Origin of the sequence: Cognaticolwellia beringensis, from assembly GCF_002076895.1 — a bacterium.
GTDB lineage: Bacteria > Pseudomonadota > Gammaproteobacteria > Enterobacterales > Alteromonadaceae > Cognaticolwellia > Cognaticolwellia beringensis.
This window is the reverse complement of sequence record NZ_CP020465.1, coordinates 908705-925056: the sequence shown is the minus strand read 5'-3', so window position 1 is coordinate 925056 and position 16352 is coordinate 908705. Positions and strand designations below refer to the sequence as shown.

At 38.9% G+C, this 16352-nt stretch carries 15 protein-coding genes; 8 read left to right on the top strand and 7 right to left on the bottom strand.

Annotated elements, in window-relative coordinates; translation table 11 throughout:
• Window positions 1-14: 14 nt before the first annotated feature.
• The gene (purL, locus tag B5D82_RS03885; protein ID WP_081154289.1) at window positions 15-3950 is read left to right on the top strand and encodes a phosphoribosylformylglycinamidine synthase; all 3936 of its coding nucleotides are present in this window, start codon (window positions 15-17) and stop codon (window positions 3948-3950) included.
• 87 nt (window positions 3951-4037) lie between these two features.
• On the opposite strand, the gene B5D82_RS03880 is transcribed toward purL, so the two are convergent.
• Window positions 4038-4910 (bottom strand): universal stress protein, encoded by an 873-nt coding sequence (locus tag B5D82_RS03880; protein ID WP_081149389.1) that lies wholly within the window; start codon window positions 4908-4910, stop codon window positions 4038-4040.
• 326 nt (window positions 4911-5236) lie between these two features.
• Between B5D82_RS03880 and B5D82_RS03875 the strand changes: the two genes are divergently transcribed.
• Together B5D82_RS03875 and B5D82_RS03870 are read left to right on the top strand one after the other, a co-directional pair.
• Window positions 5237-5512 carry a hypothetical protein gene (locus B5D82_RS03875; RefSeq protein ID WP_081149387.1) on the top strand — a complete coding sequence of 92 codons (276 nt, stop codon included), beginning with the start codon at window positions 5237-5239 and terminating at the stop codon, window positions 5510-5512.
• A 131-nt stretch (window positions 5513-5643) separates the two neighbouring features.
• A complete protein-coding gene (locus tag B5D82_RS03870; protein WP_081149386.1) occupies window positions 5644-6318 on the top strand; it encodes a nitroreductase family protein in 675 nt (224 codons plus the stop codon).
• 62 nt (window positions 6319-6380) lie between these two features.
• On the opposite strand, the gene B5D82_RS03865 is transcribed toward B5D82_RS03870, so the two are convergent.
• Window positions 6381-6593, bottom strand: coding sequence for a hypothetical protein (locus B5D82_RS03865; RefSeq protein WP_081149384.1), 213 nt, complete (start codon window positions 6591-6593; stop codon window positions 6381-6383).
• Between the two features lie 20 nt (window positions 6594-6613).
• Complete coding sequence (locus tag B5D82_RS03860) at window positions 6614-6967, bottom strand: ribonuclease E inhibitor RraB (protein ID WP_081149382.1); 354 nt, start codon at window positions 6965-6967, stop codon at window positions 6614-6616.
• A 207-nt stretch (window positions 6968-7174) separates the two neighbouring features.
• Between B5D82_RS03860 and B5D82_RS03855 the strand changes: the two genes are divergently transcribed.
• Complete coding sequence (locus tag B5D82_RS03855; RefSeq protein ID WP_094122760.1) at window positions 7175-8047, top strand: RluA family pseudouridine synthase; 873 nt, start codon at window positions 7175-7177, stop codon at window positions 8045-8047.
• Between the two features lie 109 nt (window positions 8048-8156).
• Here B5D82_RS03855 and dapA read toward each other — a convergent pair whose 3' ends face one another.
• From dapA to B5D82_RS03840, 3 genes are all read right to left on the bottom strand, one after another.
• The gene (gene dapA / locus B5D82_RS03850; protein WP_425429876.1) at window positions 8157-9065 is read right to left on the bottom strand and encodes a 4-hydroxy-tetrahydrodipicolinate synthase; all 909 of its coding nucleotides are present in this window, start codon (window positions 9063-9065) and stop codon (window positions 8157-8159) included.
• 76 nt (window positions 9066-9141) lie between these two features.
• A complete protein-coding gene (locus tag B5D82_RS03845) occupies window positions 9142-9537 on the bottom strand; it encodes a hypothetical protein (protein ID WP_081154288.1) in 396 nt (131 codons plus the stop codon).
• Between the two features lie 37 nt (window positions 9538-9574).
• Complete coding sequence (locus B5D82_RS03840) at window positions 9575-10360, bottom strand: hypothetical protein (protein ID WP_081149377.1); 786 nt, start codon at window positions 10358-10360, stop codon at window positions 9575-9577.
• Window positions 10361-10523: 163 nt separating this feature from the next.
• Between B5D82_RS03840 and B5D82_RS03835 the strand changes: the two genes are divergently transcribed.
• The 4 genes from B5D82_RS03835 (at window position 10524) to B5D82_RS03820 (ending at window position 15018) form a co-directional block, all read left to right on the top strand.
• Window positions 10524-11822 carry a CinA family nicotinamide mononucleotide deamidase-related protein gene (locus tag B5D82_RS03835; protein ID WP_081149376.1) on the top strand — a complete coding sequence of 433 codons (1299 nt, stop codon included), beginning with the start codon at window positions 10524-10526 and terminating at the stop codon, window positions 11820-11822.
• Between the two features lie 332 nt (window positions 11823-12154).
• Window positions 12155-12481: a hypothetical protein gene (locus B5D82_RS03830; RefSeq protein WP_081149374.1), complete on the top strand. Its 327-nt coding sequence runs from the start codon at window positions 12155-12157 to the stop codon at window positions 12479-12481.
• Between the two features lie 38 nt (window positions 12482-12519).
• Window positions 12520-14199: a flagellar assembly protein A gene (locus B5D82_RS03825; protein ID WP_081149372.1), complete on the top strand. Its 1680-nt coding sequence runs from the start codon at window positions 12520-12522 to the stop codon at window positions 14197-14199.
• 45 nt (window positions 14200-14244) lie between these two features.
• Complete coding sequence (locus B5D82_RS03820) at window positions 14245-15018, top strand: DUF2884 family protein (protein ID WP_081149371.1); 774 nt, start codon at window positions 14245-14247, stop codon at window positions 15016-15018.
• Window positions 15019-15175: 157 nt separating this feature from the next.
• Here the strand turns inward: B5D82_RS03820 and B5D82_RS03815 are convergent, their stop codons facing one another.
• The gene (locus tag B5D82_RS03815) at window positions 15176-15937 is read right to left on the bottom strand and encodes a hypothetical protein (RefSeq protein ID WP_081149369.1); all 762 of its coding nucleotides are present in this window, start codon (window positions 15935-15937) and stop codon (window positions 15176-15178) included.
• Window positions 15938-16352 lie beyond the last annotated feature (415 nt).

The following is a 16352-nucleotide window of genomic DNA, read 5'->3' as shown; positions in this document are numbered from 1 at the left end:
CTATGTCGATGTTGATGAAAACCTTTCGCGGTGCGCCAGCACTATCTGATTTTAGAGTAAACAAGCTATTAAATCAGTGTTCTGAGCTGCAACTGCCGGTCACGGATATCTATGCTGAATTTACCCATTTCGCTCATGTTTCAGCAGATTTAGACGTTGAAGAAGCCTCGGTTTTACAGCAACTTCTTAAGTATGGCCCTACAATTGAAGAACATGACCCCGTTGGGCAGTTTTTATTAGTAACACCACGACCTGGCACGATCTCTCCTTGGTCATCAAAATCTACCGACATTGCAAACAACTGTGGTTTAAGTAAGGTTATTCGCCTAGAGCGCGGCTTAGCTTACTACGTCAGCACCGAAAACGACGAGCCATTAACGCCAGCGCAACAATCGACATTAAATAATTTGATTCATGATCGCATGATGGAATCAATTTTCACTGACATCAATGAAGCCAGCGCGCTTTTTGCTAGTGCAGAGCCAGGTGAACTTACCAGCATTGACATCGAACACGGCGGCAAAAACGCTTTAGTTCAAGCCAACATTGAGCTGGGTCTAGCCCTAGCCGAAGATGAAGTTAACTACTTATTTGAAAACTTCAGCAAACTTGGTCGTAATCCGCACGACATTGAACTTTACATGTTTGCCCAAGCAAACTCAGAGCATTGTCGTCATAAAATATTTAACGCCGACTGGACTATCGACGGTGTAAAACAGCCGAAATCGTTGTTCAAAATGATCCGCAATACCCATGAAGTCAACCCTGACTTTGTTTTAAGTGCTTATAAAGACAACGCGGCGGTTATGGTGGGTAACAAAGGCGGTCGTTTCTTCCCAAATCCTGAAACGAATGTTTATGACTATCACCATGAAGACATCCAAATTTTAATGAAAGTTGAAACTCACAACCACCCTACTGCTATCTCTCCTTACCCGGGCGCTGCAACTGGTTCAGGTGGTGAGATTCGTGATGAAGGCGCAACCGGTATTGGTTCAAAACCCAAAGCGGGTTTAGTGGGGTTTTCAGTTTCAAACTTACGTATTCCGGGTTTTGAACAACCATGGGAAACTGATTTTGGTAAACCCAATCGTATCGTTTCAGCCTTAGATATTATGACGGAAGGCCCATTAGGTGGCGCAGCTTTTAATAATGAGTTTGGTCGCCCAGCTATTTTAGGTTATTTCCGTACCTACGAAGAACAAGTTAACTCGTTTAACGGTAGCGAAGTCCGTGGTTACCATAAGCCCATTATGTTGGCCGGTGGCTTAGGTAATATTCGTGACGAACACGTACAAAAGCGCGAAATAGTTGTTGGCGCTCATTTAATTGCCCTTGGTGGCCCTGCAATGAACATTGGTTTAGGTGGCGGTGCCGCTTCTTCAATGGCATCAGGTCAATCTGCTGAGAGTTTAGATTTTGCTTCCGTGCAACGTGAAAACCCTGAAATGGAACGTCGTTGCCAAGAAGTTATTGATAAGTGTTGGCAGTTAGGCGAAGAAAACCCTATTGCTTTCATTCATGATGTTGGCGCGGGTGGTTTATCTAATGCCTTTCCTGAGCTAGTTTCTGATGGCGGCCGTGGTGGTGTTTTTGAACTGCGTAACGTACCGAATGATGAACGTAGCATGGCACCTCATGAAATTTGGTGTAACGAATCTCAAGAACGTTATGTTATCGCTGTATCAGATAAAAACTTAGCCACATTTGAACAAATATGTCTTCGTGAACGCGCACCATTTTCTGTGGTTGGTCGTGCTACCGAAGAAGAACACTTAATCGTTACTGACTCACATTTTGCTGGTAACGATAAGTTAGACACACCGATTGATTTACCACTTGAAGTTTTATTAGGTAAAACGCCTAAAATCTTCAAAGACGTTGAAACAAAAGTAGCCACTGGCGATAACTTTAGCGTTACTGACATCACGTTAGCTGATGCAGCTGAGCGTATTTTATCTTTGCCTACTGTTGCAGAAAAAACTTTCTTAATTACTATTGGCGATCGCTCGGTAACCGGTATGGTTAATCGCGACCAAATGGTTGGCCCTTGGCAAGTACCTGTAGCCGATTGTGGTGTTACCGCTTCAGCGCTTGATTCTTACCACGGCGAAGCTATGTCGTTGGGTGAGCGCACACCCGTTGCCTTATTAAACTTTGGCGCTTCAGCACGTTTGGCAGTAGCTGAGTCGCTAACTAACATTGCCGGTACTGATATTGGTGATTTGAACCGTATTAAGCTTTCAGCTAACTGGATGTCTCCTGCGGGTCATCCAGGTGAAGATGCAGGTTTATACGAAGCGGTTAAAGCTATTGGTGAAGAACTTTGCCCAGCACTTGGTTTAACGATTCCTGTTGGTAAAGACTCTATGTCGATGAAAACCAAATGGGAAGAAAATGGTGCTGAGAAATCTGTAACGTCTCCAATGTCGTTAATTATCACCGCTTTTGGTGTTGTTGAAGACATTCGTAAAACCGTAACACCTGAATTAAGAATAGATCAAGGTGAGACTCGCATCGTTGCCATTGACTTATCAAAAGGTAAACAGCGTTTAGGCGGTTCATGTTTAGCTCAGGTTTATAAACACCTTGGCAATGAAACCCCAGATGTAGATTGTTCTGAAACCTTAAAAGGCTTCTTCAACGCCATGCAAACACTCGTGCGTGATGAAAAACTGATTGCATACCATGATATTTCGGATGGCGGTTTATTCACTACTGTGGTTGAAATGGCTTTTGCTGGCCATACCGGTGTTGATATTGACTTAAGTAAACTGACTTCAGCATCAGGCAACGATGTTGATGTATTATTTAATGAAGAACTTGGCGCAGTAATTCAAATTCGCGAAAGTGACGTTGATGCTATCCACGCCGTTTTTGCTGAATTTGGTATTGAAGATTGTTGCACGGACATTGGCCGAATTAATAACGAAGATACTATCCGCTTTACCCGTAACAACGAAGTTGTGCTAGAAAACTCTCGTACTTATTACCGCACTACCTGGGCACAAACCACCCATAAAATGCAGTCGTTACGTGACAATCCAGAATGTGCTCAACAAGAACATGATGTTAAGTTTGATACTGAAGATCCAGGCCTAAGTGCTGATTTAAGTTTTGATATCAATGAAGATATTGTTGCTGGTTTAATAGCAAAAGATGCTCAGCATGCAACTAACCCTCGCATTGCTATTTTACGTGAACAAGGCGTCAACTCACATGTAGAAATGGCTGCGGCATTTGATCGTGCAGGTTTTGTTGCCGTTGACGTACATATGTCAGACATTTTATCTGGCCGTACTGATTTAGCTGACTTTAATGGCTTAGTGGCTTGTGGCGGTTTCTCATACGGTGATGTGCTTGGCGCTGGTGAAGGTTGGGCAAAATCAATATTGTTCAACAAAGATGCCAAAACCATGTTCAAAACCTTCTTCGAACGTGAAGATACGTTCTCGCTAGGTGTGTGTAACGGCTGTCAAATGTTGTCTAACCTAAAAGAAATCATCCCTGGTTCTGACGCTTGGCCACGTTTTGTACAAAACAAGTCAGAGCGTTTTGAAGCTCGATTTAGCTTAGTTGAAATCCAACCTACCCCGTCTATCTTCTTTGATGGTATGGAAGGTTCACGTATGCCTATCGCCGTTTCACACGGTGAAGGTCGTGCAGAGTTTAAATCAGATGATGATATTGATACGGCAAACGAATCAGGCACTGTAGCTATGCGCTTTGTTGATAACTATGGTCATATCACTGAGACTTACCCGGCTAACCCGAACGGCTCACCTGATGGTATTACGGCACTAACAACAACAGATGGTCGAGTAACCATTATGATGCCGCACCCTGAACGTGTATTCCGCACAGTGGCTAACTCATGGCACCCTGATGAATGGCAAGAAGATTCGCCTTGGGTACGCATGTTTAGAAACGCACGTAAGTTTATAGGTTAAGCTCACAGACTTACCGCTATAATAAATAAGTTACTGTGTATAATACGAAAAAGCGCCATTTGGCGCTTTTTTCTTATGGCGTAATAATTAATTACATACATTTGCTTTTAAAATAAGTGCATCACAAGAAAGCCCTTCGAGTACATAATCTGTAGAATGCCCTTTAAGTAAATCAATTAAACCATGATGTTCACCAGCACCTAAAGTAACAATGTCAGCATTATATTTTTTCGCTTCATGCGGAATCACAAACTCCGGCAAGCCTGGTTCAACGTGCATATGATCTTGTTCTACATCAAAGTTAGATGCAGAGCTTTTTAAATGACGCCAGTGCTGTTGTGAAGGCTCTTCAACACCTTCCTCAAATAAGCGATCTTCTAATGAAATACTGGGTTGTTCTTGATAACAGTTAATTAAATGAACTTCACTGTTTAAAAGCCCCGCCAAATAACGACTTTCATCAATCATAAACTGGTTCAGTTTTTGGTGTTTATCTGTCGACTCTTCTGTTTCTAATGCCGCTAAAATATTGCCACTTTCTGGCCACTGTGTTTCACCAACGAGCAAAAGATTAGTCTTACCTTCACGCAATAAATAATGGTTATCAGACCAAGATAAACCCCAACGAAAATGTGCGGCATGTATGTCTTTAATCAATAGATCATAACTATGATTAGTCACTTCAGCCAAGACATCTTGGTGCGAAAATGGTGCTGAGCAATATTTTATATTGATATCAATTTCCAATTTTCCTGGATTATATCCGTTTAACATGGCTGAGCTTGTAGTCTTTTGCTGATAAATCAGCTCGAGATGCTGCTCTATTTCTTTATCATGCTTATTGGTTATGATCGTTAAATTTGCTTTTGCACTGTGTGCAATCCTCAACGCTTTAAGCAATAAGGTTTGGTTTAGGCCGATATCTTCAGCAATCACTAAAATATTTTTAAAGTTTTTCATCTTAAAACCTTATTTATCCCTAAGTAGTTCGCCCAATAATTTTAGTCTATTTAAATCGCTTCGTAGGAAATTATGCTGTAAGCGAGCTAAAAATAATTTAAAACTTTTTGTACCTTGTCAATAATCGAACAAAAATAATCCAACACAAATAATTTTAAATTATTGAAATAAAATGTTTTTAACTCCTCACTTTGCATCGCACTCGTAAGTTTATAAACTAAACCTCTTTCATATACCATTTAGGAATAAAAATTAACTTATATATTCCAGTTTAGTTAACTATACTCAGTGACACATAATTTACGTACTCTAAAAGAACATTAGCAATGAAAACTGCGACGCCGTTAAAACCTCTCGATTTACAGAGCATGATGATTGCAGCCTATGTATGGTTACGGATCACGTTGAGCTATTTTGTGGTTGGTGCTGTTATCACAACCCTAATATCTGCCTATCTCCAAGCGACTAACTTGCCCGTTATTAGCCTAATTATGACAATTTTTCTTTGTCTAGGCGTTTATAAAGCAGAGGTCACACGCCGGTTTACTGGGCTGAATAACTACTTCATTCAGTTATCTAATCAAAAACATCAAGATTATTAAGTCAGTATTCCCACTGTATTTAATACTGATATTTGTACTATTGTTTGATGGTATTATTTCTACATAAACTTGCTTTATGACTAACTTTATCGATAAGCTAGAAAGAAATAATATTAAGAGCAGCAAGTCTTATGAAAGCCCATGACTCATCGCCTTTAAGCGATTATATTGAATACACAAGTGACGAAATGTTACAGCGTTCTGCTGATTTTTATGAAAATATTAAACGCCGCCATAGTGTCCGCAGTTTTAGTAACCGCCCTGTTGCAAAACGCATTATTGAAAACTGTATTAAAGCCGCAGGAACCGCGCCAAGCGGAGCTAACCATCAACCATGGCATTTTGTCGCCATCAGTAGTCACGACGTTAAAAAACAAATCCGCCAACAAGCAGAAATTCACGAAAGTAACTTTTATCAAGGCCGAGGTGGTGAGGAATGGTTAGATGCGTTAAAACCGTTAGGTACAGATGCTAATAAACCGTACTTAGAGCATGCGCCCTGGTTAATTGCCGTTTTCAGTGAGAAAAAAGGCGGCATTGCTGTCGAAGATAAAAACACCAATTACTATGTACATGAGTCAGTGGGGATCGCTACCGGCTTTTTAATTAATGCTTTGCATTCAAGCGGCTTAGTAACGTTAACCCATACACCAAAGCCTATGTCATTTTTGACAAAAGTATGTGACCGTGATGAAAATAGTCGCCCTTACATGCTAATCATTGCTGGTTATCCGAGCGAAAACGCTACCGTGCCACATCACGCCATGAGCAAGAAAAAACTTGAAGACATTGCGACATTTTTGTAAAACAGATGATGAGCTTTAAGCTAAGTAATATCACCACTTGTCAGTCGTAGCTTTTTAGCTTTTTATAATACAAAATCTAAAGCGATATTTGTGCAGCCTTTTGCACAAAATAAGCCGGTGATTTTTTTATCTTCAGGCAAAGTAACTCTTATAAATGTTCCGCACTGCTTACAGGCAATGTCTCGTCCCGCCAGCACTTTTTTGATTAAAGCTTTTTGATCATTAAATGACTTAGCGCTAACATTTTTCAGACGGTCAAACTGTTGAACATCCATAGTATTCCTCTATTTTGGTATTACTTTGTATTACTGTTATCAACACAGTACCAACCGTCATACTTACCTGCAAACGGTGTTGCACTGGTGGTTAATAACTCTTGATAAGCCGCAATATTTTCATAGCTTGCTGACATAAATGGATAGGCTGTGATTTCCCACGGAAAAGCGTCATCGCCTTGATAGGGACAAAATGATAGTTTTTGATTATTTTCTAATAACAATTGACCAAACTTTAGTGCCTGCTCTTGATCAGAAAAAATAACCGAAAATTCGAATTCTCTTTCAAGTGTTAAATCATCACCACCTTCTAACATTTGCCATAAAGCGTTACCGACATTGTCGAGTGGAAATAATTCTTCATTACGTTGCATTTTTATATATTCCTAAGTTGTATTAACGCGTATTTTATCGTTGTCTGAAGTTAAAGACCACGCTGAATTTAATTTAATTTAATTAAACCAATACTAAAGTTTTGTCAGTTATTTTATTTTGCTAAATTACCCGTTGCCTTCAGATATGCCAATTTAGGCAATAAATTTGTTAAACTACCTGATATAAGTTTATTAAGTAGATTTGTTTTGAAAAAATTTGAATGCCATATCAATATTGATCGCACGATAAGTATAGTGGAAGCGCTGCAAATTCAATGTGACCTAACGGTCGGTGAAATAAAAAAAGCGATAGACAAAGGTGCCTTATGGCATAGCAGAGGTAAAACAACGCAACGCTGTCGTCGGCTGAAAAAAAAGTTACATTTAGACGATAAACTGCATTTTTATTATGACGCAACTGTTCTATCGCAAATGCCGACACCCGCAACTTTAATAGCAGACTTAACTGATTACAGTGTTTGGTATAAGCCTTATGGTATGTTATCTCAAGGATCTAAATGGAGTGATCACTGCACCATAACGCGCTGGGCACAAAAAAACTTACTGCCTGAACGTGCGGTTTTTCCGGTTCATCGCCTTGATCGCGCCGCCACAGGTTTAATTTTAGTGGCCCATAGTAAAAGCGCAACACGGGCGTTAAGTTTAATGTTTGAGCAACATCAAATAGAAAAAACCTATCACATTATTGTCCACGGCGATCACCAACAGCGACCACAACCAGAAACAATTGACTCGGCGATTGATGAAAAGGCTGCTCGTAGCCATTTCCTAAACCTTGAATATAATCAAGAAAAGCATTTATCTTTAGTGCAAGTAAACATTGAAACCGGTCGCAAACATCAAATACGCATACACGCAGCTAGCATCGGCTTGCCCGTAGTGGGTGATCGACTGCATGGCAGCGCATCGGCGCTAAGTAAAATCAACGCTACAAATCAACAAGTAAATCTGCAATTATGCGCTGTACAGCTGAAGTTTACCTGCCCAATAAAACATGTGGAGCAAACATTTTCTATTCCCGAAGCGTTACGACCGCAATTAGAAAAATTACGTGACTAGTTCAATCTCTGATTAATTTATAATATAAAAGTCCTAAAAAAAACAGTGAGCATAAGCTCACTGTTTTTTAATTTTACGGTCATAAAGCAACGAAAGCTAGCTAACTAAATTAGCAACAATATTTGAAGTCATCATCAGCCATTAACATAAGTTTATCGCCAACTACCTCATCCTTAGCCAATTCAGCAAGCAGCGCTAAACCTTGTTCACGCTGTATTTTAGTTAATGCTTGGTAAGGCATTCTGAATATAGGAGCAACTGCACCTGTCATCATAAGTGCGGTATTAATAGCAATAGGGTTAGGTTCGCAAAAAAGCCATTCCATTAACGGTTGCATACGTTGCTGTAAGCTATCATTAGGTGCATCCATCAACTGTCTCATCAAACTTGGGACAAGGTTCGACGTTACAGAAATAACACCGTGAGAACCGTGCTGATGACGCCCCGCTGCACTTTCGTCGTCGTTACCTGACCAACAAGCAATGCCTCGCTCTTCATAATAAGCTATACGGTCATTACCGGTACACTCTTTCACACCAATAAAGTTTTTATGCTTTGATAGCGGCTCAATTAAATCGGGTGTTAAATCCTGGCCTGTGCGACTTGGCACGTTGTAAATAAAGGCCGGTCCAATATCAAACAATTTATGAAAATGTGCACTTACACCCGCAGTTGAGCTACGACCGTAATAAGGATTAATTTGCAGTGTCGCATCCATACCCGCGGCAAATCCATATTGCGTTGCTTTAATAGCTTCTCGAGTGTTGTTGCTTCCGGTATTGCCAATAATCAGTAAATCTTTACCATGTTTGTGAACACTATGAGCGATAAGAATTAAATGTTCTTCCCAAGTAAGTAAGTGTCCTTCACCAGTTGTACCACCAACCACAATACCATCAACACCTGCTTTAATTTGCTCAGCAACTAGTTGATCATAAGTATTAAAATCTATCTCGCCTTTGGCATTATATGGTGTTTTAATTGCCGTCATTAAACTGGCTGCTTTAAATTGCTTCATCCGAACTCTCAAAAAAGTGATTAATGGAAACTGGTGACAAGGAGGCGGTTTTCTTCTGCGCCTTGGTTAAATAAGTTTAACTTAGCGCAATATTATCAATAACTCGACGTAGGATAAACACTTCATTGCTCAAGATGTGTTGATATTCAAAAATTAGGCTATTTAATGTCAATACCCGATAGGCGTGGTAGTTATCATCATGTTCTAAATCAGCCGCATAATGTTCGTCGTTGATGAATTCACTCTTACTAATTGTAAAATGGATATCTCCAACCAAACCCCAATCACCTGACTCAACCGATTGCTCTGAAACTGTGCCATGGTCGTCATGTTGAATAAAAGTAAACTCATAGCGGCCATCAGCCGATATTTCGGCAAACTCGGTAAACAAATAGCCTTCGTTGTCTCGTTCGCTGCGATACCACTTACCAAACAAAAGTGCTCGATTGTACGACTGTATCTTCTGGGTCATTTTATAAAACGTCTTATTAATTTCACGGGTATAAAAGCTAAAAGGTTGCTGATGTTTCAACAATGCCATATTTATTTTTCAAGTCAGCTATTTGCTGGCTATGGTCATTCAAAAACTGATCAAACTCTTGAATAATTTTGGGGTGTAAAATAGTAGAAAAATGAAAAGCATAACGCTGATGTTGAATATGTTTATTCAGTACAACCGCGTCTTGAGCTTTGTTTAATAACTTAAGATTGTAATCAATCACATTTCTTTCAATATTGACCGCATCAATATTATCATACAATAAATGCTTAACTAAACTATATGAGGAAGAATTTTCAACTAATTCAATGGTATTATTATCTACTCTGTCGTACCAAAGTGTTGGGAAAAAACCGAAAATCGTTCCCAAACGTTTAATGGCCTCACGAGGCTTATTTTTATTTTTTTTCAACACGAAGGTACCCGCAATTAAATACAAAACTGGTTGGCTAAAAGTCAGCTTTAATTTTTTACTTTCACCAGATCGCCAACGTTCATTATCGGGAAATTTAAAATCTATTGTTTCTTCAACATACCATTTATCGAATCGCTTCACCGGTAGTGCGACAAATTTGTATTTATAACCTTGATGGCGAAAAAATGTGCTTAACAATTCTTTAGTAAAGCTATCGCGGTCAACTCCCTCGATAGAAAAATCATACAAAGGATAATAACTCACATCCTCGACACCAATCACATATTCTTTAGCTTGTAAGTTGTTAAGGCCAAATAATGGCAAAACAACAAAGGAAATCAGTAACGTATTTAATAGCCATAAATTATTTTTTTTCTTCAATTGATCCCCTCCTCATTTACTCAACACTCCACCTACTATAAATAGAATAGTTCAAATCATTAGCCGTGTAAAAAATAGGCGAAATATTATAAATAAATTTACTGCGCAATTATTAAGTTTTTTCGTTAACATAAACCACAGTGTAATTGAGCTTTGGAGCCGTATGACTACTCAAGTAAACATCTTATTAACCGGTAATGAATTGATGAATGGCGATGTTATTGATACAAATTCAGTAATGTTTGCACAACAGCTCAATGACATTGGCTTAACTATCAGAAAAAAAGTCACCATTGCTGATGATTTACTACTTTTACAGGCAGAAATAGTTCAACTTAGTCAAACAGCAGAAGTACTGATTATTAACGGTGGCTTAGGCCCAACTATTGACGATCTAACATCACAAGCATTAGCCCAAGCATGCGGCGTAGATCTGCACCTCAACCCTGATGCTCATTTGCATTTACAAAAATGGGCCAAGCGAAGAAACGCCAAACTCAATAAACCTAATTTAAAGCAAGCCTATTTACCTTTAGGTTGTGAAATTGTTGCTAATGAAACAGGCAGTGCGGTTGGCTTTAGTATTAAGTTAGGCCAATGCCTGATTATTTGTACTCCAGGGGTGCCAAGTGAATTAACTCACATGCTAAAAGATGAAATAATTCCTAACTTACAGCAACTATTTCCGATACCTACCAAGCATAGCCTTGTTCGTTTCCAAACCTTTGGTCTTGGTGAATCAACCTTACAGGCTTTAGTGAATGACAACCTCCCTGACTGGCCAAATGAAATAGAAATTGGATTCCGCGCGGCGATGCCTGTGCTTGAAATAAAGTTGAGCGCTCAATGCCAGAAAGGGAAGGCAATATTACCGCAATGGCAGAATAAATTGCGTGACTTATTAGGTGACCATATTCTATCAACGGGCAAGACTAACCATATAACTATCGCTGATTACCTTGTGCCCTTACTGATGAAGTCACAGCAAAGAATCACCCTTGCAGAATCTTGTACTGGTGGCTTAATTGCGAGCCAAATTACCGCAATTCCTGGTGCTTCAGCAGTGTTTGAAGCAGGTTTCGTCACCTATTCAAATGACATGAAAAGTAAAATGATTGATGTACCAGCAGCAACGCTAATTAACCATGGCGCTGTTAGCAAAGAAACTGTGTTAGCGATGGCCAAAGGTGCTTTGGCAAAGTCGAATGCCGATTATGTCATCGCTGTTTCCGGTATAGCAGGGCCCGATGGCGGTACGAAAGATAAACCTGTTGGCTCAGTTTGGATCGCTTGGGGCAACCAACAAGCTTTGCATGCTAAGTATTATTGTATCCCTGTCGCGAGGCAATATTTCCAGCAAATTGTCGCGGCTCGAAGTTTAGATTTAGTCCGTCGAAAATTAATAAATAGCCAAGAAAGTCCGCACTATGACCAAGTGAGTTATAACAAATTCATTAAATAGTTGTTACGGACAATACATCTCCTGCACTGCCTAATAAGCTGCATCCATACAGAGATAATAATTAAAACCGAAGTAGTGTATTATTTTAACCAGTAGAAATGATCCACTAATTAGTGAGATATGTATGGATTTATAAGGCTATATTCAGGTAAGTGCTAGGTTTTATATTGCTTAGTAATTTAAATGTTTATATATTTGGAGTCTTTAATTATTGCTGATAGCACATATACTTAAAGCCATAAATTTCAATAGTAGATTTGATAAAAGTTAACTGTACTTAAATGTTAAAAATAACAAGTACCTAATAACTTATTTCCAAAAAGGAGAATACTTTGAACGAAAAAAATTTTATAACCAGTGGTCGAAACACCATTATTCATAAAAATAGAAAAATTGATCTACTTATGGTTAATGGTAATCATCCTGTAGTGATGGTGAGCCATGCTGGCATTGATTTATATGATGGTGTTATGCCAACTAAACGCTCTGAGGCGAAAAAAGCCTACCAAGAGCTTGTCGATGTGAGTACAGCTGAAGTATTTGGCGAAGAAAAAACCTTAGTATTTGTTCAAGCATTAGACAATAAAGAATATAAATTAGACTATTCGAAAGTAGGCACTATAAATTTTATTAAAGTTCATCAACAAAATTATATTTAACCAGCGATAAATTTTGTATATAACGGAGTTATACGCGTGTGACTAAGGCAAGTTTAAAAAGTAACGATAAGAAAAACATTGACCTAGTGCTGTCTCCTGTAAAAACTCAGACCCCGCTAACGGAAGCTGATATCCATGAGCTAGTTGAAAATTCTGTCTACAGTGACCTATTTGTTGTCAATGGTAATATTAAAAATGCTATTGCTGAACTTAAAAGTGTATTAAAGCCTTTACAAGAAAACCATACAGGTCGTGAAATAAAATACCAAATACTTGAGCGACGGGATGCAACGGTAGCGTTTGAGATTGATAGTGACAACATGTCAGCTTCTGCGGAAATTACTACCGCACTTGGAGGCAAACACTTTAGCGCAAAAGAAATACTTGATGCAGCTCAAGCTGCAAATGTGTGTAAAGGTTTTAGTAAAGATCAATTAGTCAAAATTGCTGAGCGAGCAACTAAAGAACCCGCAGGTTCGATAGTTAAAGGTGAAATAGCTCGCGGAAAATTGCCTATCGATGGTAAAGACGCTTACATTAAACATTTAGTTCAAAGTGCACAAGATAGAATATTACGCCCTAAAGAGCGTGAAGATGGCAGTGTTGATATGCGTGATCTTGGCGATATTATCTGCGTAAAAATAGGCGATCCTCTCGCGAAAAAAATCCCCCATACCGATGGTATTCCAGGCTATACCGTAACGGGAGAAGTATTAGAGCCCTCACCAGGCAATGATATTGAAATGCGTATTGGTGATGGCACAGTTTTAAGCGAAAAAAACACTAGTATTTTAGTTTCTACCTTAGTGGGCCTGCCTCGAATTATTGAAAATGGCATGGAGGTTGATAGTGTTTATCACCTTAAGAAGGTTGATGTCAGCACCGGCCATGTTAAGTTTAAAGGTAGTGTTATTATTGACGGTGACGTTGGCGAAGGTATGAAAGTAACCGCAACAGGCGACATTTCAATCGGTGGTTTTGTTGAGTCAGCCACACTAGATGCTGGTAGAGACATCACAATTGGCACTGGCATTATTGGTAAGAAACAAGAAGTAGACGCACTCGAATCTTCTCAAGTAAACCTGAGCGTTAATATAAAAGCTGGAGGGAAGGTTTATGCCAAGTACAGTCAATATGCCGATATCAGCTGTGATTCTTTACGCATTGAAAATCAAATAATGCACAACATCATTATCGTTGATAAAACCCTCTGGGTTGGCAACAAAGATAAAGCGAATGGTAAACTTATTGCGGGTTATGTCAGTGCAGGCGAGTCAGTGCGTGCAGGCACAATAGGTGCAACAGCCGGCGGGTTCACTGTTATTACCTTTACAGATAAAATGAACGCTTACTTAGATAAAATTGCAGAAATTGACTTATCTATCAAAAGCGAATCTGACCAATCTTTAGAATTAAGAGTCGCCGCACTGAAACTAAAAAAACTTCCTAAAGAAAAAGCTAAACCAGAAATGTTAGCCAAAGTAGTCACTACCTATAAGCATCATGCGAGAAAAACAGCTGATTTACTTTTTGAAAAAGAATCACTTGAAGAAGTACTTCAAGAATACATGAACAGTGTCTATGTTGAAGCAAACGAAAGAGTGTATCATGGCGTGCAAATAATCGTTGGTGATTTCCAAGAGAGAACTCGTCGTGAATATGGCCCAAGTCGCTTCAAATACAATAAACGCCAAGTTCATATCAATCCAATAGTTTGATTATAAAAGCCTCCACTACAACCTTCAGAAAATACGGAGTTTTCTATGGCATTTTTTGCCCGCAGCTTATTAGCTTGCTGTTTATTTATGAGTACTGTAAATGCTCAACAATGCGATATTAATTTCAATTATGGCGTAATTATTGATCCTGCACACATACGTATGATCAATAAGGGCCAAACCTATGTGCAAATAAACGGTCAGCATCAACTTTTTGTCAATGGCAGAGAGATCTCCCTTAGTAACGAACAAAAAAAACAGTTAAGCGAATACACTATAGGTATCAGAGCGCAAGTACCCGCTATTGTCTCGATTGCCATTGAGGGAGTAGAGCTTGGACTGAAAGCAGTCAATAAAGTGATTAGCAGTCTCACGGGTGAAAACAGCGCCTCACATCAACAGTTTCAAGATAAATTTGATGAGATGAAATGGCGATTGCGTTCCCGTTTTAATCATAGTGATGAAAGCTACTATATTGCGCCACAAGACTTTGATGACTTTGATGAAATTTTTGCAGGGGAATTTGAAAAAGAAATTGAAACTATTGTTACAGATTCTGTCGGTACTATTTTAGTTGCTGTAGGTGAAGCCATGACTCACCGAGAAGAAAAAAGTACTGAACAACGCGTAGAAACATTTGACCAGCGCATTGAAATGATGGGAAATGATATAAAGCTTGATATTAGTAACCAAGCTAACGCTCTGGAAAATAAAGCGGAAATCATTTGTGCAAGCCTCATAAAACTTAATCAGATTGAGAACGAGCTACAGCTGGGCATTCCAGCCTTAGTCGATTTTAACTTAATAGAAACTAATTAACCTATCTAGGGCTTACCTAGGCGCGTTAGATAAACTTACTAAGATATTTACCCCCAATAAATCTTCAAAATAGACATTTAAAACTGTGTTATAGAAAAAATTAGAGTTAATTATTGGCTAATAATATTAAAATAAACCAGTAATTAACTCTCTAGCATTACAACTCTTTACTTATATCCCAAAGATAATCTTGATGACTGGTACAGATTTCACTAAATTCTTCACTATGTTTATTCTTTTTGCCATAAAGCGTATCAAGAATACGTTCTTGCGCTTTTAATAAATCAGAATAATTATCTGCTGTGGCCGTTTGTAATCGACGGTACTTTCCGCCTAGCACATGAGACATCCAACCCCATGATGTTAGTTTACCTTTACCTACTTCGGCATTAAATACGGGCGCGAAATGTTTTTTAAAAATTTCATCGGCTTCTTCTTCACCTGAAAAGCTACATTCCATGTAAACAGATAAACTAGCTTTACCGCGAGTGGCACCGTCTAAAGCAGGCCGACTACCTGTAACATATTGCCAAATATAATCTTCATGGGATTTACAGCCTCGGCCAACGGCATCAATACTATCCCCGAAAACATCTGAGAACTTTTCGTTCATGGAATCTTGAGCAGCAAATAGTGCGTCGATGCTCGGTGCTGAATGATACAAAATTCGGCGCCATTGTCCTCCTGTATGGTGTTTTAGCCAACCCCAGTTAGCGATAGTGCCACTTTTAACACTTGCGTTATAAATAGGAGCATAGTTATTTAAAATTTGTTCATCTACAGCAGGCTCCTGCTCGGGTTCGCAATTAAAATATGTCGAATAAACAAACATTTCTGGCTTTTCTTCAGCAGCACAAAACACTGAAATTGGAATGAGTAGAACTGCGATTATTTTAGGTATAACTTTAGACAGGTTCATAGTAAATAATCCTTAATTTTTTAGTACACGTTGATAAATAAAAATACCTTTCATTCGTATGACTACAGACTAACCCTAGTACAATTATACGATTTCATTAGACTGATATATTATAAAAAACTAAGCCTGGTATTCGATTCGTCTAAGCTAATTTCTAGCCACTAAGTACCGTTTACCTAGGGAGTATTAAAAAAATTAAAATAATGAGGAAGAAATTACCGAAAGGTCACAGACGAGGTCAAATCAACTTCGTGGCTTAACGTAGACTGTAGAAAACATTAATTTCGTAAGATCTGCGATGGCTAAGATGACCATGTCATCGAGAAATTGCATAGTGGGTAGACACTTAATTTTTACGATAAAAAATTTAACCATTCAAGGAGGTGCAGATCGACTAAATATAGTGAAGCCATGG

Excerpts from the sequence above, each read along its gene's own strand:
- purL (WP_081154289.1), top strand. The coding sequence starts at position 15 with ATGAAAACCTTTCGCGGTGCGCCAGCACTATCTGATTTTAGAGTAAAC.
- B5D82_RS03880 (WP_081149389.1), bottom strand. The coding sequence starts at position 4,910 with ATGAAAAACTTTAAAAATATTTTAGTGATTGCTGAAGATATCGGCCTA.
- B5D82_RS03875 (WP_081149387.1), top strand. The coding sequence starts at position 5,237 with ATGAAAACTGCGACGCCGTTAAAACCTCTCGATTTACAGAGCATGATG.
- B5D82_RS03870 (WP_081149386.1), top strand. The coding sequence starts at position 5,644 with ATGAAAGCCCATGACTCATCGCCTTTAAGCGATTATATTGAATACACA.
- B5D82_RS03865 (WP_081149384.1), bottom strand. The coding sequence starts at position 6,593 with ATGGATGTTCAACAGTTTGACCGTCTGAAAAATGTTAGCGCTAAGTCA.
- B5D82_RS03860 (WP_081149382.1), bottom strand. The coding sequence starts at position 6,967 with ATGCAACGTAATGAAGAATTATTTCCACTCGACAATGTCGGTAACGCT.
- dapA (WP_425429876.1), bottom strand. The coding sequence starts at position 9,065 with ATGAAGCAATTTAAAGCAGCCAGTTTAATGACGGCAATTAAAACACCA.
- B5D82_RS03845 (WP_081154288.1), bottom strand. The coding sequence starts at position 9,537 with ATGACCCAGAAGATACAGTCGTACAATCGAGCACTTTTGTTTGGTAAG.
- B5D82_RS03835 (WP_081149376.1), top strand. The coding sequence starts at position 10,524 with ATGACTACTCAAGTAAACATCTTATTAACCGGTAATGAATTGATGAAT.
- B5D82_RS03820 (WP_081149371.1), top strand. The coding sequence starts at position 14,245 with ATGGCATTTTTTGCCCGCAGCTTATTAGCTTGCTGTTTATTTATGAGT.
- B5D82_RS03815 (WP_081149369.1), bottom strand. The coding sequence starts at position 15,937 with ATGAACCTGTCTAAAGTTATACCTAAAATAATCGCAGTTCTACTCATT.